The organism is Sphingomonas sp. RS6, assembly GCF_054489705.1.
The window spans coordinates 1-26,007 of record NZ_JBTMWM010000012.1; the positions used below are offsets into that span (position 1 = coordinate 1).

23 protein-coding genes and 1 riboswitch are annotated in these 26,007 nt (G+C 66.6%); of the genes, 12 read left to right on the plus strand and 11 right to left on the minus strand.

Features of this window, described 5'->3' with window-relative positions:
* Positions 1-437, minus strand: a 437-nt coding sequence (locus tag ACX40Y_RS16560; protein ID WP_459120768.1) for a tRNA (cytidine(34)-2'-O)-methyltransferase, incomplete at its 3' end; no start/stop codon positions are given.
* Between the two features lie 213 nt (positions 438-650).
* Between ACX40Y_RS16560 and petA the strand changes: the two genes are divergently transcribed.
* The 5 genes from petA to ACX40Y_RS16585 are packed head-to-tail and all read left to right on the plus strand — an operon-like array spanning position 651 to position 5,139.
* On the plus strand, positions 651-1,235 hold the full coding sequence (petA, locus tag ACX40Y_RS16565; protein ID WP_459120674.1) for a ubiquinol-cytochrome c reductase iron-sulfur subunit: 585 nt from the start codon (positions 651-653) through the stop codon (positions 1,233-1,235).
* Positions 1,236-1,247: 12 nt separating this feature from the next.
* A complete protein-coding gene (locus ACX40Y_RS16570; RefSeq protein WP_459120675.1) occupies positions 1,248-2,537 on the plus strand; it encodes a cytochrome b in 1,290 nt (429 codons plus the stop codon).
* Between the two features lie 14 nt (positions 2,538-2,551).
* The gene (locus ACX40Y_RS16575) at positions 2,552-3,388 is read left to right on the plus strand and encodes a cytochrome c1 (RefSeq protein ID WP_459120676.1); all 837 of its coding nucleotides are present in this window, start codon (positions 2,552-2,554) and stop codon (positions 3,386-3,388) included.
* Complete coding sequence (locus ACX40Y_RS16580; RefSeq protein ID WP_459120677.1) at positions 3,388-3,930, plus strand: adenine phosphoribosyltransferase; 543 nt, start codon at positions 3,388-3,390, stop codon at positions 3,928-3,930. Before ACX40Y_RS16575 ends, ACX40Y_RS16580 begins: the two co-directional genes overlap by 1 nt.
* A gap of 60 nt (positions 3,931-3,990) precedes the next feature.
* Positions 3,991-5,139, plus strand: coding sequence for an AAA family ATPase (locus ACX40Y_RS16585; RefSeq protein ID WP_459120678.1), 1,149 nt, complete (start codon positions 3,991-3,993; stop codon positions 5,137-5,139).
* Between the two features lie 3 nt (positions 5,140-5,142).
* Here ACX40Y_RS16585 and ACX40Y_RS16590 read toward each other — a convergent pair whose 3' ends face one another.
* From ACX40Y_RS16590 to ACX40Y_RS16605, 4 genes are all read right to left on the minus strand, one after another.
* Positions 5,143-5,592, minus strand: coding sequence for a MaoC family dehydratase (locus ACX40Y_RS16590; protein WP_459120679.1), 450 nt, complete (start codon positions 5,590-5,592; stop codon positions 5,143-5,145).
* A 42-nt stretch (positions 5,593-5,634) separates the two neighbouring features.
* Entirely contained in the window at positions 5,635-6,906 is a 1,272-nt protein-coding gene (locus tag ACX40Y_RS16595) for an alkaline phosphatase family protein (protein ID WP_459120680.1), read from the minus strand.
* An 87-nt stretch (positions 6,907-6,993) separates the two neighbouring features.
* Positions 6,994-8,316: a hypothetical protein gene (locus ACX40Y_RS16600; RefSeq protein WP_459120681.1), complete on the minus strand. Its 1,323-nt coding sequence runs from the start codon at positions 8,314-8,316 to the stop codon at positions 6,994-6,996.
* A 5-nt stretch (positions 8,317-8,321) separates the two neighbouring features.
* Complete coding sequence (locus tag ACX40Y_RS16605; protein ID WP_459120682.1) at positions 8,322-9,077, minus strand: glutaredoxin family protein; 756 nt, start codon at positions 9,075-9,077, stop codon at positions 8,322-8,324.
* 41 nt (positions 9,078-9,118) lie between these two features.
* On the opposite strand from ACX40Y_RS16605, the gene ACX40Y_RS16610 reads away from it, so the two are divergent.
* Both ACX40Y_RS16610 and metE read left to right on the plus strand, forming a co-directional pair.
* A complete protein-coding gene (locus tag ACX40Y_RS16610) occupies positions 9,119-9,538 on the plus strand; it encodes a MerR family DNA-binding protein (RefSeq protein WP_459120683.1) in 420 nt (139 codons plus the stop codon).
* A gap of 55 nt (positions 9,539-9,593) precedes the next feature.
* Positions 9,594-9,801, plus strand: a riboswitch (cobalamin riboswitch).
* Positions 9,802-9,911: 110 nt separating this feature from the next.
* Positions 9,912-12,221 carry a 5-methyltetrahydropteroyltriglutamate--homocysteine S-methyltransferase gene (gene metE / locus ACX40Y_RS16615; protein WP_459120684.1) on the plus strand — a complete coding sequence of 770 codons (2,310 nt, stop codon included), beginning with the start codon at positions 9,912-9,914 and terminating at the stop codon, positions 12,219-12,221.
* 51 nt (positions 12,222-12,272) lie between these two features.
* On the opposite strand, the gene ychF is transcribed toward metE, so the two are convergent.
* Positions 12,273-13,370 carry a redox-regulated ATPase YchF gene (gene ychF, locus ACX40Y_RS16620; RefSeq protein WP_459120685.1) on the minus strand — a complete coding sequence of 366 codons (1,098 nt, stop codon included), beginning with the start codon at positions 13,368-13,370 and terminating at the stop codon, positions 12,273-12,275.
* 177 nt (positions 13,371-13,547) lie between these two features.
* Here ychF and ACX40Y_RS16625 point away from each other — a divergent pair, with 177 nt between their 5' ends.
* On the plus strand, positions 13,548-14,555 hold the full coding sequence (locus ACX40Y_RS16625) for a transferrin-binding protein-like solute binding protein (RefSeq protein WP_459120686.1): 1,008 nt from the start codon (positions 13,548-13,550) through the stop codon (positions 14,553-14,555).
* Between the two features lie 57 nt (positions 14,556-14,612).
* Here ACX40Y_RS16625 and pth read toward each other — a convergent pair whose 3' ends face one another.
* The 3 genes from pth to ACX40Y_RS16640 form a co-directional block, all read right to left on the minus strand.
* Positions 14,613-15,185, minus strand: coding sequence for an aminoacyl-tRNA hydrolase (gene pth, locus ACX40Y_RS16630; RefSeq protein WP_459120687.1), 573 nt, complete (start codon positions 15,183-15,185; stop codon positions 14,613-14,615).
* Positions 15,186-15,392: 207 nt separating this feature from the next.
* Positions 15,393-16,001, minus strand: coding sequence for a 50S ribosomal protein L25/general stress protein Ctc (locus ACX40Y_RS16635; RefSeq protein ID WP_459120688.1), 609 nt, complete (start codon positions 15,999-16,001; stop codon positions 15,393-15,395).
* Positions 16,002-16,258: 257 nt separating this feature from the next.
* Positions 16,259-17,122 (minus strand): TraB/GumN family protein, encoded by an 864-nt coding sequence (locus ACX40Y_RS16640; protein WP_459120689.1) that lies wholly within the window; start codon positions 17,120-17,122, stop codon positions 16,259-16,261.
* A gap of 310 nt (positions 17,123-17,432) precedes the next feature.
* Here ACX40Y_RS16640 and ACX40Y_RS16645 point away from each other — a divergent pair, with 310 nt between their 5' ends.
* From ACX40Y_RS16645 to ACX40Y_RS16660, 4 genes are all read left to right on the plus strand, one after another.
* A complete protein-coding gene (locus ACX40Y_RS16645; protein WP_459120769.1) occupies positions 17,433-18,272 on the plus strand; it encodes a glycine--tRNA ligase subunit alpha in 840 nt (279 codons plus the stop codon).
* Between the two features lie 229 nt (positions 18,273-18,501).
* Positions 18,502-20,859: a glycine--tRNA ligase subunit beta gene (glyS, locus tag ACX40Y_RS16650; protein ID WP_459120690.1), complete on the plus strand. Its 2,358-nt coding sequence runs from the start codon at positions 18,502-18,504 to the stop codon at positions 20,857-20,859.
* A gap of 163 nt (positions 20,860-21,022) precedes the next feature.
* The gene (ppdK, locus tag ACX40Y_RS16655; protein ID WP_459120691.1) at positions 21,023-23,686 is read left to right on the plus strand and encodes a pyruvate, phosphate dikinase; all 2,664 of its coding nucleotides are present in this window, start codon (positions 21,023-21,025) and stop codon (positions 23,684-23,686) included.
* Positions 23,686-24,183 (plus strand): chorismate--pyruvate lyase family protein, encoded by a 498-nt coding sequence (locus ACX40Y_RS16660; protein ID WP_459120692.1) that lies wholly within the window; start codon positions 23,686-23,688, stop codon positions 24,181-24,183. The genes ppdK and ACX40Y_RS16660 overlap by 1 nt, the downstream gene beginning before the upstream one ends.
* A 151-nt stretch (positions 24,184-24,334) precedes the next feature.
* Here the strand turns inward: ACX40Y_RS16660 and ACX40Y_RS16665 are convergent, their stop codons facing one another.
* On the minus strand, positions 24,335-24,913 hold the full coding sequence (locus ACX40Y_RS16665; protein ID WP_459120693.1) for a hypothetical protein: 579 nt from the start codon (positions 24,911-24,913) through the stop codon (positions 24,335-24,337).
* 280 nt (positions 24,914-25,193) lie between these two features.
* Entirely contained in the window at positions 25,194-25,829 is a 636-nt protein-coding gene (locus ACX40Y_RS16670) for a DUF4198 domain-containing protein (RefSeq protein ID WP_459120694.1), read from the minus strand.
* Positions 25,830-26,007 lie beyond the last annotated feature (178 nt).

A 26,007-nucleotide genomic window follows, 5' to 3' on the forward strand; every position in this document is an offset into this window, starting at 1 on the left:
GGAAATCCTTTCGTCTGCCGCAGCGCCTCGGCCAAGCCGATGCCCGTTGCGACCGCCAGGTTCAAGGACCGCAGTTCGGCCCGGATCGGGATCCTGACCGCGGCATCGACGCTGGCATGCACCGCTTCGGGCACGCCGGCGCCTTCCGATCCGAACAACAGCGTGTCGCCGGGCTCAAACCGCGCGTCGGGCAAAGCTACGCCGCCGCGCGTCGTGAACAGCACCAGCCGGGCAGGCACGCTTGCCGCGAACGAATCCCAGTCGGGATGGCGGACGACGTCCGGTTCATAATCCATCGCCGCGCGTCGCCGGGCGCGATCGCCCCAGGGAAAACCCATAGGCTCGATCAGATCGACCGCCACGCCCATACAGGCTGCCAACCGCAAGATCGTGCCGACATTCCCCGCGATTTCAGGCTGAAACAATGCGACACGGATCATGGCAGGCATAGTCATTTTGCAGTGCAATATTGCGGCGGCGGACCATCGCAGTTGAATTCGAATCAAAAACCTTGTTGGCAAAGCCGCTCCGCGCCGTCTATCAAATCCATGATAAGAAGTCGGGCAACCGACCGGCATTGGGCATTGTTTCGTCCGCGTCCGATAGCCGCGCGTTCTGCGCGGAGAGGTTCGAAGTGCAAGGGCTAAAGCATGGCAACGCGTGAAGATGGGGTTTCTCGGGATCAGACGGTCGGCCCGGGCGGAGAGGTGCTAGAGAATCCGCGCCGCCGCGATTACCTGACCTATGCCGCCGCATCGGTGGCGGCGGTGGGTGCCGGCATCGTCGTGCTACCGCTCATCAATTCGATGAACCCCGACGCGGCGACGCTCGCACTGTCGAGCACCGAAGTGGATCTTTCCGCGATCGAGCCGGGGCAGGCGATCAAGACCAGCTTCCGCAAGCAGCCGTTGTTCGTGCGCAACCTGACGCCGACCGAGATCGCCGAGGCCGAAAAGGTGCCGCTTTCCAGCCTGCGCGACCCGCAGACGCTGGAGCAGCGCACCAAGCAGGGCCACAAGAACTGGCTGATTACGCTGGGCGTCTGCACCCATCTCGGCTGCGTGCCACTGGGCGCGGGCGAGGGCGAGAATCGCGGGCCGTTCGGCGGCTATTTCTGCCCGTGCCACGGTTCGGCCTATGACACGGCGGCACGCATCCGCCAGGGGCCGGCGCCGAAGAATCTCGAAGTGCCAGATTATGAATTCACGTCAGACACTGTCGTCGTGGTCGGGTGAGGATAGACGAGCATGAGCTTTCCCTGGGCGCGCCATTACGAACCGAAAAATCCGGTGATGAAGTGGGTGGACGAACGTCTGCCCTTGCCGCGGTTCGTCTATAACGCCGTCGGCGCCGGCTATCCGGTGCCGCGCAACCTCAACTATTTCTGGAATTTCGGCGTGCTCGCCGGCGTTGCCCTGACGGTGCAGATCGTCACCGGCATCGTTCTGGCGATGCATTTCCATTCGTCTGCTGCGGGTGCGTTCGAATCGGTGAACGGCACGATCATGCGCGACGTGAACGCCGGCTGGTTCCTGCGGTTCGCCCACGCCAACGGCGCGAGCATGTTCTTCGTCGTGGTCTATATCCACATCTTCCGCGGGCTTTACTACGGATCGTACAAGCCGCCGCGCGAGATGGTGTGGCTGCTCGGCGTCGTCATCTTCCTGCTGATGATGGCCACCGCGTTCATGGGCTATGTGCTTCCCTGGGGGCAGATGAGCTTCTGGGGTGCGCAGGTGATCACCGGCTTCTTCTCGGCGATCCCGGTGGTGGGCGAATGGGTCCGCGTGTGGCTGCTGGGCGGCTATGCGCCGGATGACGCGACGCTCAACCGGTTCTTCTCGCTCCACTATCTGCTGCCGTTCGTGATCGCGGGCGTGATCATCCTGCACATCTGGGCGCTGCACATCCCGGGCTCGGGCAACCCGACCGGCGTGGCCGTGAAGGGCGAGCAGGATACCGTGCCGTTCCACCCCTATTACACCGCGAAGGACGGGTTCGGGCTGGGCGTGTTCATGATCGTCTTCTCGACGCTGATCTTCTTCTACCCCGATTATCTGGGGCATCCCGACAATTACATCCCGGCGAACCCGCTTTCGACGCCGGCCCATATCGTCCCCGAATGGTATTTCTGGCCGTTCTACGCGATCCTGCGCGCCTTCACCGCGGACTTCATCATCCCGGCGAAGCTGTGGGGCGTGCTGGCGATGTTCGGATCGATCATCCTGCTGTTCTTCCTGCCGTGGCTCGATCGCTCGCCGGTCCGCTCGGCCAATTACCGGCCGATGTACCGCATCGCCTTCTGGGTGCTGGTTGCCGACGTGCTGATCCTGGGCTGGTGCGGCGGATCGCCTGCCGAGCCGCTCTATGTGATCATCAGCCAGATCGCGGCAGCCTATTATTTCGCGCACTTCCTGATCATCGTGCCGATCATCGCGCGGCTTGAAACGCCGAAGCCGCTGCCGAATTCGATCACCGAGGCGGTGCTTGCCGGCAAGGGCGGATCGCGGATCAGCGACACCGCGGCGACCGCTTAAAGGGGCAAGGGAACATGGGTCCACTCTTTCAACGTTCGATCAAGTTCCTGATCGGCATCGCCTTTGTCGGCGTGCTGCTGATCGCGCTGGTCGGCAGTATCATGGGCGTCATCAACGAGCCGCCCGCGCAGACCGCCGAACAGGCCCTGCACAAGCATCCGAAGGAACTGGACATCGCGTCCAACGGGCCGTTCGGGAAGTTCGACAAGGGCCAGCTCCAGCGCGGCTTCAAGGTCTATAAGGAAGTCTGCGCGGCCTGCCATTCGCTGCACATGATCGCGTTCCGCAACCTGGGCGACCTGGGCTATAGCGAAGCCCAGGTGAAGAAGATCGCCCAGGAATGGCCGGTCAAGCAGCCGGTGTTCGACGAGAAGGCGGGCACCTGGGGCGAGCGCGACAATCTGCCGTCGGACCGCTTCCCGAAGGTCTATTATGCGGGCACCGGCAATCCGCCGGACCTGAGCCTGATCACCAAGGCGCGGCATGACGGCGCGGCCTATGTCCATTCGCTGCTGACCGGTTATGACGAAAAGCCCGATCCGGCGGTGGCCGCGAAGTTCCCCGACGTGATGAAGACGCCCGATGGCATGTACTTCAATCCGTATTTCGCCAACCTCAACATCGCGATGCCGCCGCCACTGATCAGCGAGGGCCAGGTGCAGTTCGACGATGGCACGCGCGCGACGGTGGACCAGATGGCGAAGGACGTTTCCGCCTTCCTCGTCTGGACAGCGGAGCCGACGCTGCAGAAGCGGCATCAGGTTGGCCTGGCGGTCGTGATCTTCTTGCTGTTTGCCACCGGGCTCGCCTATGGCGCGTACCTTACTGTGTGGCGCGGCGTGAAGCATTGATGGACCTGGACCAGAACGACGATATCCGCGCTCGCATCCGCACGATCCCCGACTTTCCGAAGCCGGGGATCATGTTTCGCGACATCACCACGCTGCTGCTCGATGCCGAGGGGCTACGTCTGACGATCGAGCGGATGGCGACGCAGGTGAAGGGCGAGGTCGATCTGGTCGCCGGGATCGAGGCGAGAGGCTTTCTGTTCGCCGCGGCGCTGGCGATGCAGCTTGGCACCGGCGTGCTGCTGGTCCGCAAGGACGGCAAGCTGCCCGGCGTGACCATCGCCGAGGACTATGCGCTCGAATATGGCACTGACCGGATTGCGATCCATGCCGATGCGCTGGCCCCCGGCGCCCGCGTGCTGCTGGTCGACGACCTGATCGCCACGGGCGGCACCGCACGAGCGGCGGTGCGGCTGCTGCGCAAGGCAGGCGCCGAGGTGGTGCAGGCGTCGTTCGTGGTCGACCTGCCCGAACTGGGCGGCGCCGATGCACTGCGCGGCGAGGGGATTGCGGTTTCCGCGCTAGTGGCGTTCGACGGGCAATGATCAACGGCAGCCGCCGCTGAACGGCTGTCACGACCGTCCGCCGCAGCCTAGGGTGGCGCCATGCTGACACGCCTTGCCGTTTCCGGATACCGTTCGTTGCGCGACGTGCGGCTCGCCCTCGGGCCGCTCAACGTTATCACCGGCCCGAACGGCAGCGGCAAATCGAGCCTTTATCGCGCATTGCGGCTCCTTTCCGAACTTGCGCAGGGGCGGGCGATCGCTTCGCTGGCGGCGGAGGGGGGCCTTGCATCGACGCTCTGGGCCGGCCCGGAGAAGATCAGCCGCGACATGCGGAGCGGCCGCTACCCGGTGCAGGGCACCGTGCGAACCGGGCCGGTGAGCCTCAAGCTGGGCTTTGCGGGCGAGGATTTCGGCTATGCCGTCGATCTGGGGCTGCCGGTCCCGTCGCACACCCGGTTCCACCATGATCCGGAGATCAAGGCGGAGAGCCTGTGGACCGGGCAGGTGCTCGGCCGAAGGAATGTCTTCGCCGACCGCAATGGCCCGCGCGTGCGGCTGCGCGACTCTGGCACCGGGGAGTGGCGTGCACGCCTGGGCGAACTGCCCGCCTATGACAGCATGATGATGCACTGCGCCGACGCTGCGGACGGCTTCGAGATGCTCAACCTGCGCGAGCGGATGCGGAACTGGCGCTTCTACGACGATCTGCGCACCGACCGCGATGCCCCTGCGCGACGCCCGCAGGTCGGCACCCGGACGCCGGTGCTGGCGAGCGACGGTTCCGATCTGGGCGCGGCGATCCAAACGATTTTCGAAATCGGCGACGCGGAGACGCTGCGCGATGCGATCGCCGATGCATTCGAAGGCGCGACGCTCGCGGTGGGCGAGCGGTTCGAGGTCGAGATGCGGCAACCGGGGCTGCTGCGGCCGCTCGTCGCCGCCGAGCTTTCCGATGGGACGCTGCGTTACCTGCTGCTCGCGGCGGCGTTGCTGTCGCCTCGGCCGCCTGAACTGATGATCCTCAACGAGCCGGAAGCCAGCCTGCATCCCGATCTGCTCGCGCCACTCGCGCGGCTGCTGGTGACCGCGTCGCAGCGCTGCCAGCTGATTGTCGTGTCGCACGCGACGCCGCTGGTCGAGGCGCTCGATCGCGCCGCCGACAGCCTTGTGATCGAGCTGCGCAAGGATTTGGGTGAGACGCTGACCTCGCAATCCGCGCCGGTCAATTGGGCATGGCCTTCGCGCTGAGGCTTAGCCGGCCGGCCGCCGCTCGACCAGCGCGTTGGCGATGAAGGTGAGGACGGGTTCGTCCTTCTGGTTGAAGGTCGTCATCCGGCTGCGGACGATGCCCATTTCGGGGCGGCTCTGCGAGGCACGGGCTTCGAGCACTTCGGTTTCGCAGCGCAGGACGTCGCCGGGATAGACCGGGCGTACCCAGCGCAGCTCGTCGATACCGGCGGCGCCCAGACTCGCCAGGGGGTGCGCCTCGTTATAGGCGACCAGCATCGCCATGGTCATCGCATTGGTGTGCCAGCCGCTCGCCGCCAGCCGGCCGAAATGGGTCTTCGCCGCCGCCTCGTCGGAGAGGTGGAAGGGCTGGGGGTCGTATTTGCGGGCGAAGTCGAGCACTTCCTCGCGCGTGACTTCATAGCGGCCGAAGCTGGCACGGTCGCCCACCTGGATGTCGTCGAAATAGCGCATTGCGACCAGTTTCGATTGGAAACCCGTTGCTGGCAAGCATTTTCAGCGGCCGGCGAGCAGTCCCCGGAAGGGTGCGTCGTCGCCGTCCTGGCCGGCCTTTGGCGGCAGGCCGAGCAGGTCGCGCAGCAGCGGGGTGACGTCGACATTGTCGAACGTGGGCACGGTGCCGTGGCGGAAGGCGGGGCCGGCGGCGACGAACAGTGCCAGCATGTCCGGCGCCTGGTTGTCATAGCCGTGATTGCCGCCCGCGAACGGCTTGTCAGGCGCCTTGTCGAGGATCAGCCAGCCGGTTTCGGCGAGGCAGACAATCGCCGGGATGCGCGGATTGGTGCCGTAGCGGAAACGTGCAGGAATCTCGCTTTTGCGCCAGCAATCCATATGCGGATGGTGGCCGAGCAGCGCCTTTTCGACCGCTGCTTCATGGCCGGGCAGGGGGGTGAGGCTGGCATAGGGGCCGGTTTCGACGACATGCGATTCGGCCGCCGCATCGCCGAGCAGGACCACGCGGTCGCTGCTGGTCGCGGCCATGCCGTGATCGGCGACGATGACGAGATTGGCGGGCTGGCCCAGCGCGGCGAGCCCGGCGACGAGGTCGCCGACCCGCTGGTCGATATCGGCGACGACCGCCGTGGTGCGGGCATCGTCGGGGCCATAGCTGTGGCCGGCGGTGTCGACCGTGTCGAAATAGAGCGTCAGGAAGCGCGGCCGGATCGCGGCCGGACGGCGCAGCCAGTCGAGCACGGCATTGACGCGCTGTTCGCCCGTGATGGCCTGGTTGAACTGCTGCCAGTCTTCAGGCCGGGTGCCTCCCTTTACGCCGCTGTGGCCGCGGGCCGCCTCGCCGCCGAACGCCACGTTCGAGCCGGGCCAGAACATGGTGGCGGTGCGAATGCCGGCCTTTTCGGCATCGACCCAGATCGGCGGTGCCGCATTCCACCAAAACGGATCGTCGGTCGCCATGGTGAAGACCTCGCCCGGGCGGGCGGCGTCCTCCATCTTGTTCGCCGTGATGCCGTGGTGATCGGGCACCAGGCCGGTGACGAGCGTCCAGTGGTTGGGAAAGGTCTTTGACGGGAAGCTGGGCCGCATCGGGCCGCTGATCCCCTCGGCCGCCAGCCGGTTGAGGTTCGGCGTGACGCCGCGGTTCAGATAATCGATGCGGAAGCCATCGATCGAGACCAGGATCGTCACCGGCGCGCGCGTCTCAGCCGCCGCAGCGATAGGCGAGGGGGCGGGGCTGAGGGCGGGGGCCGTGACACAGGCCTGAAGCAAAGCGGCGAGCGCCGCAGCGGCGACTTTGGAATACCAGCGCATGGACGGCCCCATGCGCCGGAATTGTTGCGGTGAGAAGACGGCGAGTGCTCTCTCCGGCGAGCCGAAGTCCCGGAGAATGGAGCGCAATTACCGGCCCAGCGCCAACCGGGCGAACAGCGTGTAGCTGACCGGTGCCTTGCCATAGGCGCTGTCGAGCACGCTCGGCTTGGCATAGGCGGCGACCGATCCGCCGAGCGCCAGCTCGGTCTGACTGGCGAGCGGAATGCGATAGGCATAGCCGCCCTCGAACCGTGTCACCCGGAATTTCTGGTCGTGCAGCGGATCGTCATGGTCTGGGAACAGCTCGTCATTGGCGACATTCTCGACGCGGCCGAACAGGCTGTGGCGGGTGCTGACGTCCCAGTTGGCTTCGGCGGTCCAGGCGCTGAGCACCGGGCCGGGGAGGCGGTTCTTCGCCGCATAGGCGACCATCGCAGAAACCTTGCCGTCGCTATAGTGGAGACTGGCGGTGGTGCGATGCTCATCCTCGCCCGGATGGGTGACTTCGGGTTGCTTGAGTCGCCCGGTCGAAACCTGTGCTACCCAGCGATCGGATGGCGACCAGCTGGCGCGGATGCTCCAGCTGTCGAGCTTTATCGGATCGATGTCCCAGCGATGCTCGTCCGGCTCGCGGCCGTTGAACCATGAGCCTTCGAGCTGGATGCGGCCCGCCTGCACGCCGCCGGTGACGACGCCGTACGTGATGTGGCTGCTGTCGAACCAGTGATGCGCGATCGGCGAGAGCGCGAAGTAGCGATCGGAGCGGCGGTGCATGAAGGCGCTCGGCCCGAGCGCCGGTTCGGCGACCGGGCCGCCATAGACAAAGCCCTTCACGCCGGGCGCGATCGGCGTGTCGACGCGCGCGCTGAGTTCCATGAGCAGATCGTGCGGATGCTGGCGATCGACCAGCGGCACCCCGTTCGCGGTCTCGCCGCTGGCGAACAGATTGGGATAGCCGCGCTGGCCCATCGCCGGTTCAAGACTGCCCATCGCGCGAAGCTGAAGCGTGGTGCCGCCAACAAAGTCGCGGGTGGCGCTGAGCATCGCCATCGATTCGACGAACGCCTCGTCCGCGCCCCGCCGTCCGCCCTGATCGGTATAGACGCCCCACACATAGCCGTGCGCCATCACCATCCAGTCACCACGCGACAGCATCACGCCGCGCATCGGACCGTCGGCCAGCGGGAGAAGCGAGGTGCCGGAGCCGCCGGCGGCGTGATCCGATCCGCCCATCCGCATCATCGGCATCGGATGGTCGTCGGGAGAGGGAGGCATCACATGACCCATCGCCGCATGATCCTGCGGCGTCGACTTGGCGGGCATGTCGGCCATGTCGTGCATGCTGTGGTCCTCCTGCGCAAGCGCGGGCAGCGGCGCGAGCAGGGCGAGGGTGGCAAGGGCGGTGCGCATTCGGGTCAGATTCCCATCGGGCGCGCGAGCATCCAGATGCTCATCGCGATCATCAGCAGGTTTTCGGTGAGCGAGACGAAGCCGAGCGGCACATTGCTGTCGCCGCCGACACAGGCGCATTTCAGCTCCCGCCGGTCGGCATAAACGGCCTTGAAGACCGACACCGCGCCGATACCGCCGATGAACAGGGCGAGCGGAGCGGAGAGCCAGGTCAGCGCATTCGCCGCCATCAACAGGCCGGCCGCCGCCTCGGCGAACGGGTAGAGCGTCGCATAGGGCACCCAGCGCCGGGCGAGCAGGTCATAGCCGAGGAACATCGTCGCGAAGCCGGAGACATCGCGCAGCTTGAGCATCGCGAGCAGGACCATCGCGAAGCTGACGAACCATTCGCCCGCGCGAACGGTGAAGGGGGTGGCATAGACCGCCTGGCTGACCGCCAGCGCGAGCAGCGCGGCGATGGCGAACAGCGCGATCACCGGGCGATAGGTCTTCGCCTTGGGATCGCGGACCTTGAGCCCGAGGAACCGGCGGAGATCGTCATGGCCGCCGATGCGGCGGTCGCCGATGAAGATTTGAGGCGTGGTGGCGACGGCGTGGCGCGCCTTGAACGCATCGGTTTCCTCGCGCGTCGTCAGGTGGCGGTCGTCGACGGCGTAGCCATGGCTGCGGAGCAGATGGAGCGCACGCAGCCCCCAGGGGCAGACATGCTTGTCCATCACCATGCGATAGAGAATTGCGCTTTTATCCGAGGCGGATGCCATGCTGCTTTCCTTGCTTCCGCACCCCATATAGGGTCCGTACCATGGTACGGAGTCAAGGCATGACGCAGTGGACGATCGGAAAACTCGCCGAAGCGGGCGGGGTGGGAGTGGAGACGATCCGCTATTATCAGCGGCGCGGGCTGATCGCGACCCCGCCGCGCGGTGGCGGCCCCGACGCCGGGGTGCGCCGCTATGGCGAGGCGGCGCTGCGCCGGCTGCGCTTCATCCGCGCGGCGCAGTCGGCGGGCTTCACGCTGGAACAGATCGGCGAACTGCTGGACCTCGACACCACCGACGACCGGGCGCGCGCACGGTCGCTGGCGCGCGAACGGATCGCGGCGCTGGATACGAAGATCGCCGAACTGGTGGCGGCGCGCGATGCGCTGGCGCGGCTGGCGCATCAGTGCGGATCGGGCAGCGCTGGGCCGTGCCCGATCCTGACGGCGTTTGAGCAGGGTTGATATAAAGACATAAAGAAATCTTTATATGATGGTTGACTGGCGAGCCGTGCCGCGCAATGAGGCGAGCGTCAAGGTTCTCCGGCCGGGTTCGCCCGCGCCGGCGCTAAGACGGGAAGCCGGTGCGATTCCGGCGCTGCCCCCGCAACTGTGAGCGGCGAGGGGCTGGTCGATACGTGTCACTGGCGGCGTGCGCGCCCCCGGGAAGGCCAGACCAGCCGCGACGACCCGCAAGTCAGGAGACCTGCCTTCGACGCTCTATGTCCACCGGCGGGGTGCCCGGTCCGGACGCGCGTTGGTCCGCGAGCGGGGAGCCCCGGTTGCGGCCGCCTGCGTCTTGCCCGGTCGCCGCGCCCCTTCTTCGGGGTTGAAGAGAATGACCGTTACAACTGCCAGCCTGGGGTTCCCCCGCATCGGCCCGCGCCGCGAGCTGAAATTCGCGCTGGAAAAATATTGGGCCGGCGCGATCGATGCCGCGACCCTTCAGGAAATCGCCGCCGGATTGCGCGTGGCCGCATGGTCGCGGCAAAAGGCGCTCGGCGTCGATTGGCTGCCCTCCAACGATTTCTCGCTGTACGACCATGTGCTCGACACCAGCCTGATGCTGGGCGCGGTGCCCCGCCGCTATGGCGCCGCCGCCGGAGAGGCCGATCTGGCCACCTATTTCGCGATGGCACGCGGCAGCGGCGGGGCCGGCCATGCCGGGTGTTCGCACGGCCCGAGCGGGACGACCGCAGGCGAGATGACCAAATGGTTCGACACCAATTACCATTATATCGTCCCTGAGATCGAACCGGGGCAGAAGCTGGCGCTGGGGCGGCTGAAGATCGTCGACGAATATCGCGAGGCGCGGGCGCTCGGCTATGAAACCCGGCCGGTGCTGCTGGGGCCGGTGACCTGGCTGAGCCTGGCCAAGGGGCAGGACGGAGTCGATCCGTTCGACCTGCTCGACGAAGTGCTCGGGCTGTACGGCGCCATTCTGAGCCAGCTGGGCCATGCCGGTGCCGAATGGGTGCAGATCGACGAGCCGATCCTGGTGACCGACCTTAGCGACGTGCAGCAGCGGGCGTTGCTGCGCGCCTATGCGCGCTTGTCGCGGTCGGAACCGAAGCTGATGCTGACCACCTATTTCGGCGGGCTGGGCGACAATCTGGCCTTCGTCGCGGCGCTGCCAGTGGCGGGGTTGCATGTCGATCTGGTGCGCGGCGCCGGCGAGCTGGACGAACTGATCCGCCGCGTGCCGCCGCAGATGCTGCTGTCGCTGGGCGTGATCGACGGCCGCAATGTCTGGCGCGCCGATCTCGACGTGCTGCTCGCGCTGCTGGAACCGGTCGCGGCGACCCGCGACCTGGTGCTCGCGCCATCCTGTTCGCTGCTGCACGTGCCGCTCGACCTGGAGCTCGAAACGGCGATCGAGCCCGAAGTAAAGCAATGGCTGGCCTTTGCCGTGCAGAAGCTGCGCGAGCTCGACCTGCTGCGTCGCGCGCTGAACGAGGGACGCGCGGCGGTTGCCGAACCGCTGGCCGAGGCGGCGGCTGCAGCAGCGGCTCGCAAGACGTCCCGCCGCATCCATGATCCGGCGGTGCAGGCCCGCATGGCAGCGGTGACGCCGGCGATGTACGACCGCGCCGCACCCTATGCCGTGCGGGCAAGGCTGCAGGCGGAGGCGTTGCAGCTGCCGCCGTTTCCCACCACTACGATCGGGTCGTTTCCGCAGACCGCCGAAGTGCGCCACGCCCGGGCAGCGCACAAGCGCGGCGCGATCGACGAGGCGCAGTATCGCGCGTTCCTGGAGGAAGAGACCGCCCGTGCGATCGCCTGGCAGGCAGAGGCGGGGCTCGACATGCTCGTCCATGGCGAGTTCGAGCGCAACGACATGGTGCAGTATTTCGGCGAACAGCTCGCCGGCTTCGCCTTCACCGTTCATGGCTGGGTGCAGAGCTATGGGTCGCGGTGCGTGCGCCCGCCGATCCTGTACGGCGACGTATCGCGACCGTCGGCGATGACGGTCGACTGGTGGCGCTATGCCCAGTCGCTGACCGACAAGCCGGTGAAGGGGATGCTGACCGGCCCGGTGACGATCCTCAACTGGAGCTTCGTCCGCGACGACCAGCCGCGCGCCGATTCGTGCCGCCAGATCGCGCTGGCGATCCGGGACGAGGTGCTTGACCTAGAGGCGGCGGGATGCCGCGCGATCCAGATCGACGAGGCGGCGCTGCGTGAAGGACTGCCGCTCTTGCGCCGTGACTGGGATACGTATCTGGCATGGGCGGTCGCTTGCTTCCGCCTGACCGCCGCTGGCGTGGGCGATGCGACGCAGATTCACACGCATATGTGCTATTCGGAGTTCAACGACATACTGCCGTCGATCGGGGCGATGGATGCCGACGTGATTTCGATCGAGACCGCGCGGTCGCAGATGGAGCTGCTCGAGGGCTTCGCCGCCTATCGCTACCCGGCGGCGATCGGGCCGGGGGTGTACGACATCCATTCGGCGCGCGTGCCGGCGGAAGCGGAGATGGTGTCGCTGATGCGGATGGCGCAGCGCCATCTGGCGCCGGAGCAATTGTGGGTGAACCCCGATTGCGGGCTGAAGACGCGCGGCTGGGTCGAAGTGAAGCCGGCGATCGCCGCGATGGTCGGTGCGGCGCGGACGCTGCGAGTGGAGGCGCTGGCCGAGGCGTGAAGGCGGGGCCAACGCCTCCTCTATGCAGGGGAGGCGTCGGCCGGTGCCGGATCAGCTGTGCAGGAAGTGCATCACGTCGCCGTCCTGGACGACATAGGCCTTGCCTTCGGCGCGGAGTTTGCCGGCCTCGCGTGCCTTGGCTTCGCCGCCGAGCGTGACGAAATCGTCGAACGCGATCGTCTCGGCGCGGATGAAGCCCTTTTCGAAGTCGCTGTGGATCTCGCCCGCCGCCTCGGGCGCGGTGGCGCCGCGATGGACGGTCCAGGCACGCGCTTCCTTCGGCCCGACGGTGAAGAAGGTCAGCAGGTCGAGCAGCGTGTAGCCGGCACGGATGACGCGGGCGAGGCCGGTTTCCTCCAGCCCCAGTTCGCCCAGGAATTCGCCGCGCTCGTCGACCGGCATGGTCGCGATCTCTGCCTCGATCGCCGCCGAGACGACGACGGCCTGCGCGCCTTCGGCCGCGGCCTTGGCGAAGACCTTCGCCGACAGGTTGTTGCCGTTCGCGGCGTCTTCCTCGTTGACGTTGCAGACATAGAGGACCGGCTTGGTGGTGAGCAGCTGGGCTTGGCGGAGGATGCGTGCCTCGTCGACGTCCTTCGGCTCGGTAAGGCGGGCGGGCTTGCCGTCGCGCAGCAGCTCGAGCGCCTGGCCGAGCACCGAGACGGCTGCCTTGGCTTCCTTGTCGCCCTGTGCCGCCTTCTTGGCGAGGTTCGGCACGCGCTTTTCCAGACTTTCGAGGTCGGAGAGCATCAGCTCGGTCTCGACCGTCTCGGCATCGGCGATCGGATCGACGCGGTTGTCGACATGCTGGATGTCGTCATTCTCGAAGCAGCGCAGGACGTGCACGACCGCATCGACTTCGCGGATGTTGCCGAGGAACTGGTTGCCCAGCCCTTCGCCCTTGCTGGCGCCGCGCACCAGCCCGGCGATGTCGACGAAGCCGAGCTGCGTTTCGATGATCTTCTGCGAGCCGGCGATTTCGGCCAGCTTGTTCAGCCGCGGGTCGGGCACGGCGACGTTGCCGACATTCGGCTCGATCGTGCAGAAAGGATAATTGGCCGCCTGTGCCGCTGCCGTCTCGGTCAGCGCGTTGAAAAGCGTGGACTTGCCGACATTCGGCAGGCCGACGATGCCGCAACGAAAACCCATTGGTGCTTGAATCCTGTCGTGAAAGCCGGGTAGCCGGCGCGATCGGTCGCTCGTTAGGCGCAACGGCGGCGCTTTTCCAGCCCGTCGGGCACGTTGTTCGCTTGACGGGGGGGCGCTCACCTGCGGTACAGGGAACCAAAGCTATCTCGCAAGTCGCGGGTTCACGAGGAGTTACGCATGATTCGCCGTTTTGTTATCATGGGCGCCGCGTTTTCGGCGGCCGCGCTTGCGAGCTGCAGCGGCAGCGATTCCAATTCCTCGGCCACCCCGACGCCGACCTCGACGGCCACGCCCACCCCGACTCCGACGCCGACCGCAACCTACACGTCGTTCCCGCTGACGGCGGCTAAGGAATTCTACACGATCAACGCCGCGACCAGCTACACCGGCGATCCGACCGCCGGAGCGGTGACGCTGGGCGTCACCAGCACCGAGATGCAGTCGACCCGCGTCAAGCTGGCCACCAGCAACGTCATCTCCAGCGGCACCTTCGTCATCGACGAGGCGAGCGAGGAATCGCGCTTCACCAACGCCAACATCCAGACGACCGCCGCGCCGACCGTCACCGAATTCGTGTTCCGCAGCGTCAGCACCGCGACCGGCGCCGCAGCGGGCAATTTCAGCCAGCTCGAATTCCTCAACAACACCATCCCGTCGCAGGTCACGACCGACAGCATCCTGAAGACGCTGACCACGGTGAGCTACGCCAACTGGTGGCGCGGCGATTCGACCACCGGTGCCAAGCGGCTGACCTATTCGGTGTGGGGCTACAACACCGTCAGCTATGACATGCCCAGCACCGGCACCGCCGCTTACAACGCCCGCATCGTCGGCCGGGTGATCCGGGTGGCCAACGGCGCGACCGAAATCCTGCGGCTGTCCGGCACCACCACCACCAGCGTCAACTTCGCCACCGGGCTGGTGTCGATCGGCCTCAACCTGACCACCGTCGACAGCGGCGGCACCGAGACGCCGTACCTCAACCTCACCGCCCAGGGCGCGATCCCCATCGCCCAGACCCAGTTCACCGGCAGCTTCACCAGCGGCAACCCGCTGTCCGGCACGCTGGCCGGCGGCTTCTTCGGCAAGAGCGGCGCCAATATCGGCGTCGTCTTCGGTGCCTCGGGCGTCGTCAACGGCGCGGACACCCGCATCGTCGGCGAAATCGTCGGCGCCAAGCAGTAACCGCCGCACCACCGACAAAGCAGAAAAGGGGCTCGGGCGACCGGGCCCCTTTTTTCGTCAGCCGTTCTGAAGCCGCCGAGCGACCTCGTTCATGAACCGGACGTCGTCGCCCGCGGCCAGCCACGGCGCCTCGGCTGCCACGGCGCCGAGCATGTCCGACAGCGCCTCGATCTCGGCCTTGGCATAGTTGCCAAGGACATAGCCCGTCACCCGATCCTTGTGGCCCGGATGGCCGATGCCGAGGCGGACGCGGCGGAAATCCGGCCCGAGATGGGCATCGGTGGAGCGCAGCCCGTTGTGCCCCGCGGTGCCGCCGCCCCGCTTCACCTTGACCTTCATCGGCAGCAGATCGAGCTCGTCGTGAAACACGGTGACGTCGCCCGGCGTCAGCTTGTAGAAATCCATCGCGGCGCGGACCGAGCGGCCGCTTTCATTCATGAAGGTGCCCGGTTTGAGCAGCACCAGCTTTTCGGTGCCGATCCGGCCGTCCTGCGTCCAGCCCTGGAACTGCTTCTTCGGCGCAGCGAAATCATACACTTCGGCAATGGCGTCGAGCGCCATGAAGCCGACATTGTGGCGGTGCATCGCATATTGCGGCCCCGGATTGCCGAGACCCACCCATAGCTGCATCAGCATCCTCCATCTCGCAGCCGCTGCAGCCACCCTCACCCTTCCGCGGCTTCGCCGCTCCCTCCCTCTCCCAACGGGAGAGGGAAGGGGCCCGCCGCCGGAGGCGGTGGGAAGGGTGAGGGCGATCCACGGCCCCTGAAAACAAAATCGCCCCCGCACCTAGGGCGCGGAGGCGATCTTTTGAACCCGCAAAGGGAAGCGGAGCGATCAGCCCTCGGCCGCTTCGTCCTCGGCAGCGGCTTCGCCATCGGCCGACTTCAGCGCCGACGGCGCGACGACGGTGGCGATGGTGAAATCGCGATCGGTGATCGACGGCGTCACGCCCTTGGGCAGGGTGACGGCCGAGATGTGCAGCGAATCGCCGACTTCGAGGCCCTTGACCGAAATCTCGAGCTGATCGGGGATGTTCGCCGCATCGACGACGACTTCGAGCTCGTGACGGACGATGTTGAGCACGCCGCCGCGCTTCAGGCCGGGGGCCAGCGCTTCATCGGTGAACACGATCGGCACTTCGACGGTGACGGTCGCATGCTCGGAGATGCGCAGAAAATCGACATGGAGCGGACGATCGGTGACGACGTCGAACGCGACGTCCTTGGCCAGCGTGCGCTCGCCATTGACCATGATCACCGAGTTGAAGAAGTGGCCCGTGTTGAGCAGCTTCTGGAGCTCGCGTTCGGCGAGGTGGATGCTCTGCGGATCCTGCTTGTTGCCGTAGATCACGGCGGGGACGCGGCCTTCACGACGCAGCGCCCGGGAGGCTCCCTTGCCAGCCCGGTCGCGCGTTTCGGCCGACAGCGTAAGCGTGTCGCTCATCTTGTCGATTCCAATGCGCTAAATGTTTCAACGTTCATGCCGGACAGGCCTCCAGGGATGACCCTGCCACGACAAGCGCGCGCCTATAATCGAGACGGGCGCGAATCGCAAGGCGGGCCGAAGGTTCCGAAAGTTCCGGGAAAACGACATGAAACCCATCCCCCGCGCGGCGGGAACCGATGGCCGCGCCGGTGCAGACCCTAACCCACGAAGCGCCTGTAGGACAGCGAAAAGTTCCTCAAATGTTCTGACCGGCGCTATTGCAGCCGCTCGACCTTGAGCCCCCGCGCGGCAAGCATTGCGACCAGGCTGTCCCGCCCCGCCAGATGGCCGGCGCCGACCGCGACGAAGACGGTGCCCGGCCGCGCCATTCGGCCCGTGATCCACCCCGCCCAGCGGCGGTTGCGCTGGACGAGCAGCACGTCGCGAAGCTCCGGGTTGCTGGCGAGATCGGTGTTGAGGATGCCGGCGAGCAGATCGGTGTCGCCCTTGCTCCACGCCGCGACCGCGCTGTCGAGCGTGCGGCCCGCCACCGGCAGGCCGTCGAGCGTCGCGCGGAGCATCCGCGACTGGGCGGCGGGCGACAGACGATCGAAATAGCCGAACTGCTGCGCGGCGGTTTCCAGCCCGACGACGCGCTTGCCGGCCTTGCGCGCGGCGGCCTCCAGCACCTGTTCGGCGCCGTTGGCATCGTCATAATGTGCCTTCTGGAGCGGCAGCAGCGACAGGGTGAGCGCGGCGAGCCAGGGTTCCTCGCGGTCGAAATTGCCCGGCGGCGCGCCGCTTGCCCGCGCGGCCGCCTCGACCCGTTCGCGCAACGCCGGAGGCAGGCTGGCGACGCTGGGATCGCCCGGCGTGCGGCCGAGCCGATCGAGCAGCGCCTGCGTTTCGGCCGGCGGCGGCATCACCAGTTCGAGGATGAGCGTGTCGGCACGATCGAACGCGGTGCGGACCGGGCCGTCGAACCATCGCAGCTCCGGGCGGAGCATATGGACCGTACCGAACAGATAGACAGTGGTGTCGCCGTCGCGCACCGCCCAGAGCGCGGGCTTCGCCGCGCGCGGGGCGGGGCCGCAGCTGCCGAGGAGGAGGGCGAAGACGAGGAGGAGCGCGCGGAACATGGGGGTCTTGTGGGGGAGGGGGCGGGGGAGTTCAACGATCCCGCGTTCGGGTCTGCGCTCGCGTCTCAAATTCCATCGTCATTCCCGCGGAGGCGGGAATCCGTTTGCCAGGACGCTGGGGGCAAGAACCGCCGCTTCAGTGCCAATGGATCCCCGCCTTCGCGGGGATGACGGTGGAGCGGTGCGGGGATGGAGGTGAGAGGCGAGGGGCCAGCCGTCACCCCGGTTGACCCCCCAAGCGCCCTGCGCCAAAGCGGCCATCACGATTTTCAGGGTGATCAACTTGTCCGAACCGCTCAGCTTCCAGCGCATGATCCTGACGCTCCATGACTATTGGAGCACGCGCGGCTGCCTGATCCTGCAGCCCTATGACATGCGGATGGGTGCCGGCACCTTCCACCCCGCCACCACGCTGCGCGCGCTGGGGCCGGATCCGTGGAATGCCGCCTTCGTCCAGCCCTGCCGCCGCCCGACCGACGGCCGCTATGGCGAAAACCCCAACCGGCTCCAGCATTATTACCAGTATCAGGTGATCCTGAAGCCGAGCCCGCCCGATCTGCAGGAACTGTATCTGGGCAGCCTGGCAGCGATCGGCATCGATTTCACCCGCCACGACATCCGCTTCGTCGAGGACGACTGGGAATCGCCGACGCTCGGCGCCTGGGGCCTGGGCTGGGAAGTGTGGTGCGACGGGATGGAAGTCACCCAGTTCACCTATTTCCAGCAGATGGGCGGGTTCGACTGCAAGCCGGTGGCGGGCGAGCTGACCTACGGGCTCGAACGCCTCGCCATGTACATCCAGAACAAGGACAGCGTGTACGATCTCGCCTTCAACGATGCGGGCGTGACCTATGGCGACGTGTTCCTGGAGAATGAGCGCGAGATGTCGAAGTGGAACTTCGAGATCGCCGATACCGATGCGCTGTTCGACCTGTTCCGCAAGGCCGCGGCCGAGTGCGAGCGTTCGCTGGAGGCGAAGCTGCCGATCCCGGCCTATGAGCAGGCGATCGAGGCGAGCCACATCTTCAACCTGCTGAACGCGCGCGGCGTGATCTCCGTGGCGGAACGCCAGGCCTATATCGGCCGGGTGCGCGATCTGGCGAAGGGGGCCTGTGCGGCGTGGATGGAAAAGAACGGGTGGATGGCGTGATGCTCCCTCGTTTCACGCGAAGGCGCGAAGGCGCGAAGAAGATTTTGCGCGCAGAGGCGCAGAGAGCGCAGAGGGGGCGTCGTCTCTGCCGCGCCAGCGGCCCTCTTTCCGCAACCGCTTTTGAGGCGGCTGACGCCGCAACGCTCGCTTCCGCCTCTGCGTCCTCCGCGCCTCTGCGCGAAACCCTTTCCTTCCTTTGCGCCTTCGCGCCTTCGCGTGAAAAGAAATCATGACCGACTTCCTCCTCGAGCTCCGCTCTGAAGAAATCCCCGCCCGCATGCAGGAAAAGGCGCGGGAGGATCTTGCGCGCCTGTTCGCCGCCGAGCTGGACAGGGCCGGCCTCAAGGCCGTCGAGGTGGTGTCCTATGCCACGCCGCGCCGGCTCGCGCTGATCCTCAAGGGCCTGCCCGAGCAGACTGCCGCCGTCTCCGAGGAGACCAAGGGCCCGCGCGTCGGCGCGCCGCCCCAGGCGCTGGAAGGCTTTCTGCGCAAGACGGGCCTCACCGCCGACCAACTGGTCGAGCGCGACGGCGTGCTGTTCGCGATTGTAGACAAGCCCGGCCGCGCGACGGCGGAAGTGCTGGCCGCCGCGATCCCCGCGGTGATCCGCGCCTTCCCATGGCCCAAGTCGATGCGCTGGGGGGCGGACTCGCTCTCCACCGAGAGCCTGCGCTGGGTGCGCCCGCTACAGGGCATCGTCGCGCTGTTCGGCAGCGAGGTGGTGCCGTGCGAGATCGCCGGCGTGGTGAGCGGTGCGGCGACGGTGGGGCATCGCTTCCATCATCCGGGTGCGATCACGATCGGTTCGGCGGACGACTATGTCGAGAAGCTGCGCGAAGCCCATGTGATCGTCGACGGGGCCGAGCGGCGCAACATCATCGCGCTGGGCGCGAAGATGGCGGCGCAGAAGGCCGGGCTCAGCCTGATCGAGGACGAGGGCCTGCTGTTCGAGAATGCCGGGCTGACCGAATGGCCGATGCCGCTGCTCGGCCGCTTCGACGAAGCCTTCCTGGCGGTGCCGCCCGAGGTGATCCAACTCACCGCGCGGGTGAACCAGAAATATTTCGTGTGCCGGGATGCTGCGGGTAAGTTGGCCAATGCGTTCGTCTGCGTGGCGAATATCGACGCGGCCGATGGCGGCGAGAAGATCGTCGCAGGCAACCAGAAAGTGCTGGCGGCGCGGCTGAGCGATGCGCGCTTCTTCTACGAGACGGACCTGAAGGTGCCGCTCGAGGCGCAGGCGGGGAAGCTCGAGAAGATCGTCTTCCACGAGAAGCTTGGCACGGTGGCCGACAAGGTCGAGCGCGTCGCCAAGCTCGCGCGTTGGTTGGTGGAGAGCGGGGTGGTTTCTTCTAAGCCCCTCCCCTTCAGGGGAGGGGTTGGGGTGGGGCACTCCGCCTCCACCGAAGGACTCGCTCCCAGCTCAGGCCCCACCCCCAACCCCTCCCCTGAAGGGGAGGGGCTTGAACTGGCCGACCTCGCCGAACGCGCCGCGCGGCTCGCCAAGGCGGACCTCGTCACCGGCATGGTCGGCGAGTTCCCCGAGCTGCAGGGCTTGATGGGCGGCTATTACGCCGCCGCGCAGGGCGAGGACCCCGCGGTCGCCGCGGCGATCCGCGATCACTACAAGCCGGTCGGGCAGGGTGACGACGTCCCTACCGATCCGGTCACGGTGGCGGTGGCCCTGGCCGACAAGCTGGATACGCTCGTGGTGTTCTATGCGGTTGGAGAGTGGCCGACTGGGTCTAAGGACCCTTACGCGCTGCGGCGCGCTGCAATAGCGTCAGCAGCAATAACTCTGAAAAATGATCTGCGTTTCAACCTGTCTGACGTAATCGCGCGGTCTTATATATGGTTCTATTCTCAGGTTAGATCGCGTCCATTCGGATACCAAGCGGATTTTGGTGACGGCGTTAGCACGAGCCTCTATTCTGTTTGGAAGGATGATTACGAGCTGAATTTTGAGTTGGATACTTTCTTCTTCGAGGATGAGGCAAATCATCCAGGCTTCCAAGTTCCGTACGATCGCAAACAAGCCATTGCCTACAGCTGGATGCGTATTTTGCCTCTGGGGGACCTAATTCATGCGCTCAACGGCTTCAGCACAGACCGCCTCAAGGTCCAGCAGCGCGAGGCCGGTGTCCGCCACGACCTGATCGACGCGGTGTTCGCGCTCGGCGGGGAGGACGATCTCGTCCGCCTGCTCGCGCGGGTGAAGGCGCTGCAGGCGTTCGTCACGACGGAGGACGGCGCCAACCTGCTCGCCGGCTACAAGCGCGCGGCGAACATCCTCAAGAAGGAGGAATGGGAAGCCGGCGCCGTGAACCCCGCGCCCGAACCCGCCGAGGCCGCGCTCGCCGCTGCGCTCGACGCGGCCGAGCCAAAGGCGACCGCCGCGATTCAAGCGGAGCAGTTCGAGGATGCGATGGCCGCGCTGGCGATCCTGCGCGCGCCGATCGATGCGTTCTTCGACTCCGTGACGGTCAACGATGCCGATCCGGTGAAGCGCGCGGCGCGGCTCGGGTTGCTCGCGCGGATGCGTGATGCGGTGCACAAGGTGGCCGACTTCGGCAAAATCGAGGGCTGAGGCGCTTAATTGTCCGATTAATCCTTGGTTAAATCGGGCAAATTGGTCATCGTCCCGAAATAATCCGGCACCGACAACGTAATCAGCGGTTCCTGAGTCTTCGCAAGCGCGGTAGCGGCCCTTCTGTCTTCGAAGGGGCGCTTTCGATCGGAAGGGGATCAGAATGACGCAATATGTGTACCGCTTTGGCGGTGGTGTTTCGGATGGTGGTGCGGGCGACAAGAATCTGCTGGGGGGCAAGGGCGCGAACCTCGCCGAGATGGCCTCGATCGGGCTGCCGGTGCCGCCGGGCTTCACCATCTCCACCGCGATGTGCACGCGTTATTATGAGGAAGGCGAGACGTTCCCCGAGAGCGTGAAGGCCGAGGTGGCGAACGGCATCGCGCATATTGCGGCGATCACCGGCAAGCAGTTCGGCGACGCGGCCGATCCGCTGCTCGTCTCGGTCCGCTCGGGCGCGCGCGTCTCGATGCCGGGGATGATGGACACCGTCCTCAACCTCGGGCTCAACGACCAGACGGTGCAGGGCCTGGCCGCGACCAGCGGCGACGATCGCTTCGCCTGGGACAGCTATCGCCGCTTCATCCAGATGTATGCGGACGTGGTGCTCGGCCTCGACCATGGCCGGTTCGAGGAAGCGCTGGAGATCGCCAAGGAAGATCGCGGCTTCACGCTCGATACCGAGCTGTCGGCTACCGACCTCCAGGCGCTGGTCGCCGAGTACAAGGCGATCGTCGAGGAGCTGTGGGACAAGCCGTTCCCGCAGGACGTGCACGACCAGCTCTGGGGTGCGATCGGCGCGGTGTTCGGCTCGTGGCAGTCGGAGCGCGCCAAGGTCTATCGGCGGTTGAACGACATCCCGGCCGATTGGGGCACTGCGGTGAACGTGCAGGCGATGGTGTTCGGCAATATGGGCGACACCTCGGCGACGGGCGTGGCCTTCACTCGTGACCCCTCGACCGGCGAGCGCGCCTATTATGGTGAGTTCCTCATCAACGCGCAGGGCGAAGACGTCGTCGCTGGCATCCGCACGCCGCAATATCTGACGCAGCGCGCGCGCGAGGCGGCAGGTGCCAAGCCCGCCTCGATGGAAGAGGCGATGCCCGAGGTCTATGGCGAGCTGGCGGCGGTATTCGACCGGCTTGAGACGCACTATCGCGACATGCAGGACATCGAGTTCACCGTCGAGCGCGCCAAATTGTGGATGCTGCAGACCCGCAGCGGCAAGCGTACTGCCAAGGCGGCGCTCAAGATCGCGGTCGACATGGCGAATGAGGGGCTGATTACCCGCGAGGAGGCGATCCTGCGCGTGGATCCGGCGGCGCTCGACCAGCTGCTCCACCCGACGCTCGATCCCAAGGCGCCGCGCGACGTGCTGACCAAGGGCCTGCCTGCCTCGCCGGGTGCGGCCTCGGGCCTCGCGGTGTTCGACAGCGACACGGCCGAGAAGCGCGCCAATGCCGGCGATGCGGTGATCCTGATCCGCGTCGAGACCAGCCCTGAAGACATTCACGGCATGCACGCGGCGCGCGGCATTCTGACGGCGCGCGGCGGCATGACCAGCCATGCGGCGGTCGTCGCGCGCGGCATGGGCCGTCCCTGCGTCTCCGGCGCGGGCAGCCTGTCGATCGACGCACGTGCGAAGGTGATGCGCGTCGGCGGGCGTGAGGTCCGCGAGGGCGACATGGTGACGATCGACGGCGCCACCGGCGAAGTGATGGCCGGCCAGGTGCCGACCGTGCAGCCCGAGCTGTCGGGCGATTTCGGCACGCTGATGACCTGGGCCGACGCGGTCCGCCGCCTCAAGGTCCGCGCCAATGCCGAGACGCCGCTCGACTGCCGCACCGCGCGCGAGTTCGGCGCCGAGGGCGTCGGGCTGTGCCGCACCGAGCACATGTTCTTCGATTCGGCGCGCATCACCGCGGTGCGCCAGATGATCCTCGCCGAGAACGAGGCCGGCCGTCGCGCCGCGCTGGAGAAGCTGCTGCCCGAACAGCGCAGCGACTTCCTCGAGATCTTCGAGGTGATGGCAGGCCTGCCAGTGACGATCCGCCTGCTCGATCCGCCGCTTCACGAATTCCTGCCGCACGAAGAGGCCGAGTTCGCCGAGGTCGCCACGGCGGCGGGCGTGGACGTGGACACGCTCAAGCGTCGTGCGGCCGAGCTGCACGAGTTCAACCCGATGCTCGGCCATCGCGGTTGCCGTCTGGGTGTGACCTATCCCGAAATCTACGAGATGCAGGCACGTGCCATCTTCGAGGCGGCGATTGCGGTTGCCGAGAAGTCGGGCGCGGCGCCGGTGCCGGAAGTGATGATCCCGCTGGTCGCCACCCGGCGCGAGCTGGAGCTGATGAAGGCGGTGGTCGACAAGGCGGCGCAGGCGGTGTTCGCCGAGAAGGGCCGCACGCTCGACTATCTGGTCGGCACGATGATCGAGCTGCCGCGCGCAGCACTCATGGCGGGCGAGATCGCCGAGGTGGGTGCCTTCTTCTCGTTCGGCACCAACGACCTGACCCAGACCACGCTGGGCGTGAGCCGCGACGACGCCTCGCGCTTCCTCACCACCTATGTCGAGAAGGGCATCTACGCCAAGGATCCGTTCGTCAGCCTCGACGTGGAGGGTGTCGGCCAGCTGATCGCGCTCGCCGCCGAGCGCGGCCGCAAGACCCGGCCCGACATCAAGCTCGGCATCTGCGGCGAGCATGGCGGCGATCCGGCCTCGATCGCGTTCTGCGAGCAGACAGGGCTCGATTATGTCTCGGCTTCGCCCTATCGCGTGCCGATCGCGCGGCTTGCGGCGGCGCAGGCGGCTATTCGAGGAAAATAATGCTGATTGCGACGGTGGCGGTGCAGATGGCGGAAGCGGCGGCGGACCTGAGCCGCGAGCTTCTCGCCAGCCCGACCGCCACCGCCGTGCTCCAGCGACGCTGCGATGCGCCGATCCGCGCGATCGTCGACCGCAAGGCGGCGCGCCCGGCCTCGCCCGAACAGCGCGCGCGGCTGAACGTGGGCGCGGACGAGCGCATCGCCTATCGCAGCGTCGTGCTCAGCTGCGCGGGCACGCCGCTGTCGGTCGCCGAGAACTGGTATGTGCCGTCGCGGCTGACGCCGGCGATGAACGCCGCGCTGGAAACCGGCGACGTGCCGTTCGGCGCGGTGGTGCGCGGCCTCCAGCCGCACCGCCGGCCGATCGAACAGCAGCTGACCGGCACCGCGCCCTATGTGCTGCGCCACCGCGCGCTGGTGCTCGACGGCCGCGACCGGCCGATCGCCGAAGTGGTGGAGAATTACACGCCCGAACTGCTGGCCGCGCCGGTGCGCTGAGGGGGGCGTTGCTCCCCGGAAGGGGGGGCGGTAGATGTGCCGGCGTCCCCCTCACCCTTCCGCCGCTTCGCGGCTCCCTCCCTCTCCCACAGGGGGAGAGGGAATGGGGGCGCTCTGCCCCTGTCAGGCGGTGGAACGGGCGGAGGCGGCTTCAGCGAAACCGGCGCTCATGCTCCTCGATATTGCCGGCGCGCAGCAGCGCCGCCTGTTCGCGCCAATGTTCGTCGGCGATGGTGCCGGGGGGAACGCCGATATGATCTTCGAGCGGGCGTTCGTCCTCGGGCGGGAGCGTTTCGATGTCGCGGAAATGGCGCAGCCCGGCCTCGTTGAGCGCGCGTTCGCGATGCTCGTCAATCCCGCGGATGCGCGAGAGCACATCGGTGCCGCCGTAAAGCCAGTTGCGCATCGCCGAACTGCGATCGCGGCCGTCGTTGACGGGATCGACCGCCGGCACGCCGCCCGCGCGCCGATCGGCGAGCGCGGCATCGAGCCGGGCGCGCTCGGCCTCGATCTGGTCGCGCTCGGTTTCGAGCTCGCGAATCCGGGCATGGGCGGCGGTCAGCTCGTCGCGGGCACGCTCGCGCGTGGCGTTGTGCGCCTCACGCTCATCCTCGAACCGCGCCCGCCATTTGCGGCCCGCCGAACTGAACGCCATGCCGAGCAAGAGCCCGGCAAGCAGGGTGAGCGCAAGCGCGATGAACTGGATCGGGGTGGTGAAGGGCAGGGACATCGGGCGACCTCCGGGGTTGCGCGGTCAACTGCCTATCGGTGCTGGGGTTCCCCGTGGGGGTGTAATGGGGCGGCTTGGCCTGCGTTGCTTCAATATTGTTCACGCGCATCTGGCCGATGGCTTGGTAAAGCGGGGTTGAAGGCCGGAGATTGGGACTTGGCCGCCATTAACCTTTGAACCAACGCTCTGCGCAGATAGCCTGCGTTTATCGCGATTTCAGGTGACGCTTAACGATCGGCAACATCCAGATTGCTCTCGCCGAGGCGCGCAGATGGAAGGGTCATGGCGCCTTGAAAGTCGTTGTCGTGATGTGATGGACGGCGTGGACCTGGCCGCCTGGCAGATCGGCTGGCCCGTCCTCCTTGATCGCCGCTGAAAGGATATAGCGGCCCTGCGCACCGATCGGAATTTCGGCGACCCCCAGCGCATCCGTGGTGAGTTCCTTGGACGACCTATCCGGGGCGATCACTGTCAATTTGCCGCCGGCGACGGGCTTGCCGTTACGGACGAGCCGGAAACGGTTGGAGTTCGCAGCGATCGGCGCGATCTCGAACGGAAGCTGCGCGGAGGCCTCGGTGCGACCGGCGCGAGCATAATAGACCACGCTTTCTTTAGCGCCGTCAGTGCCCCAGGGCTGGAACACGTTGTCGTCCCAGACGCGAACATCGCCGGGTGGTACCATCACTTCGATGTATCCGGCCTTGCGGGTCAGAGTCGGGCGCTCCACCGTCAGAATACGGGGGGCCTTCAAGTTCGAGAACTCGGGATCACCGCCCTCGGGTGCTGCTTCTGCCGGCTCGCCAAGATAGATTCGCACCGGGCCGGAGCCGTCGCGCTCCACCCACACCTCATGCGCCTGGGCGGTGCCGGCCAGCGCCAAGAGCAGCACGGTCATCAAAGTCTTCTTCATGGTCATCGCTACCTTTCTTGGATGCCGCGCATGTTGATTGCTTTTGGCCGCGCCCGCTTAGGCGCATCGATCCGTACAGGGTGCGCTTATGCGAGTCACTTTCAATAAACGGCAGCAATGTTTTGTTACAGGTAGGCGGCCCGGCGCACGCACGGACGGGGATAGAGGCTTGCGCCGACGCCGT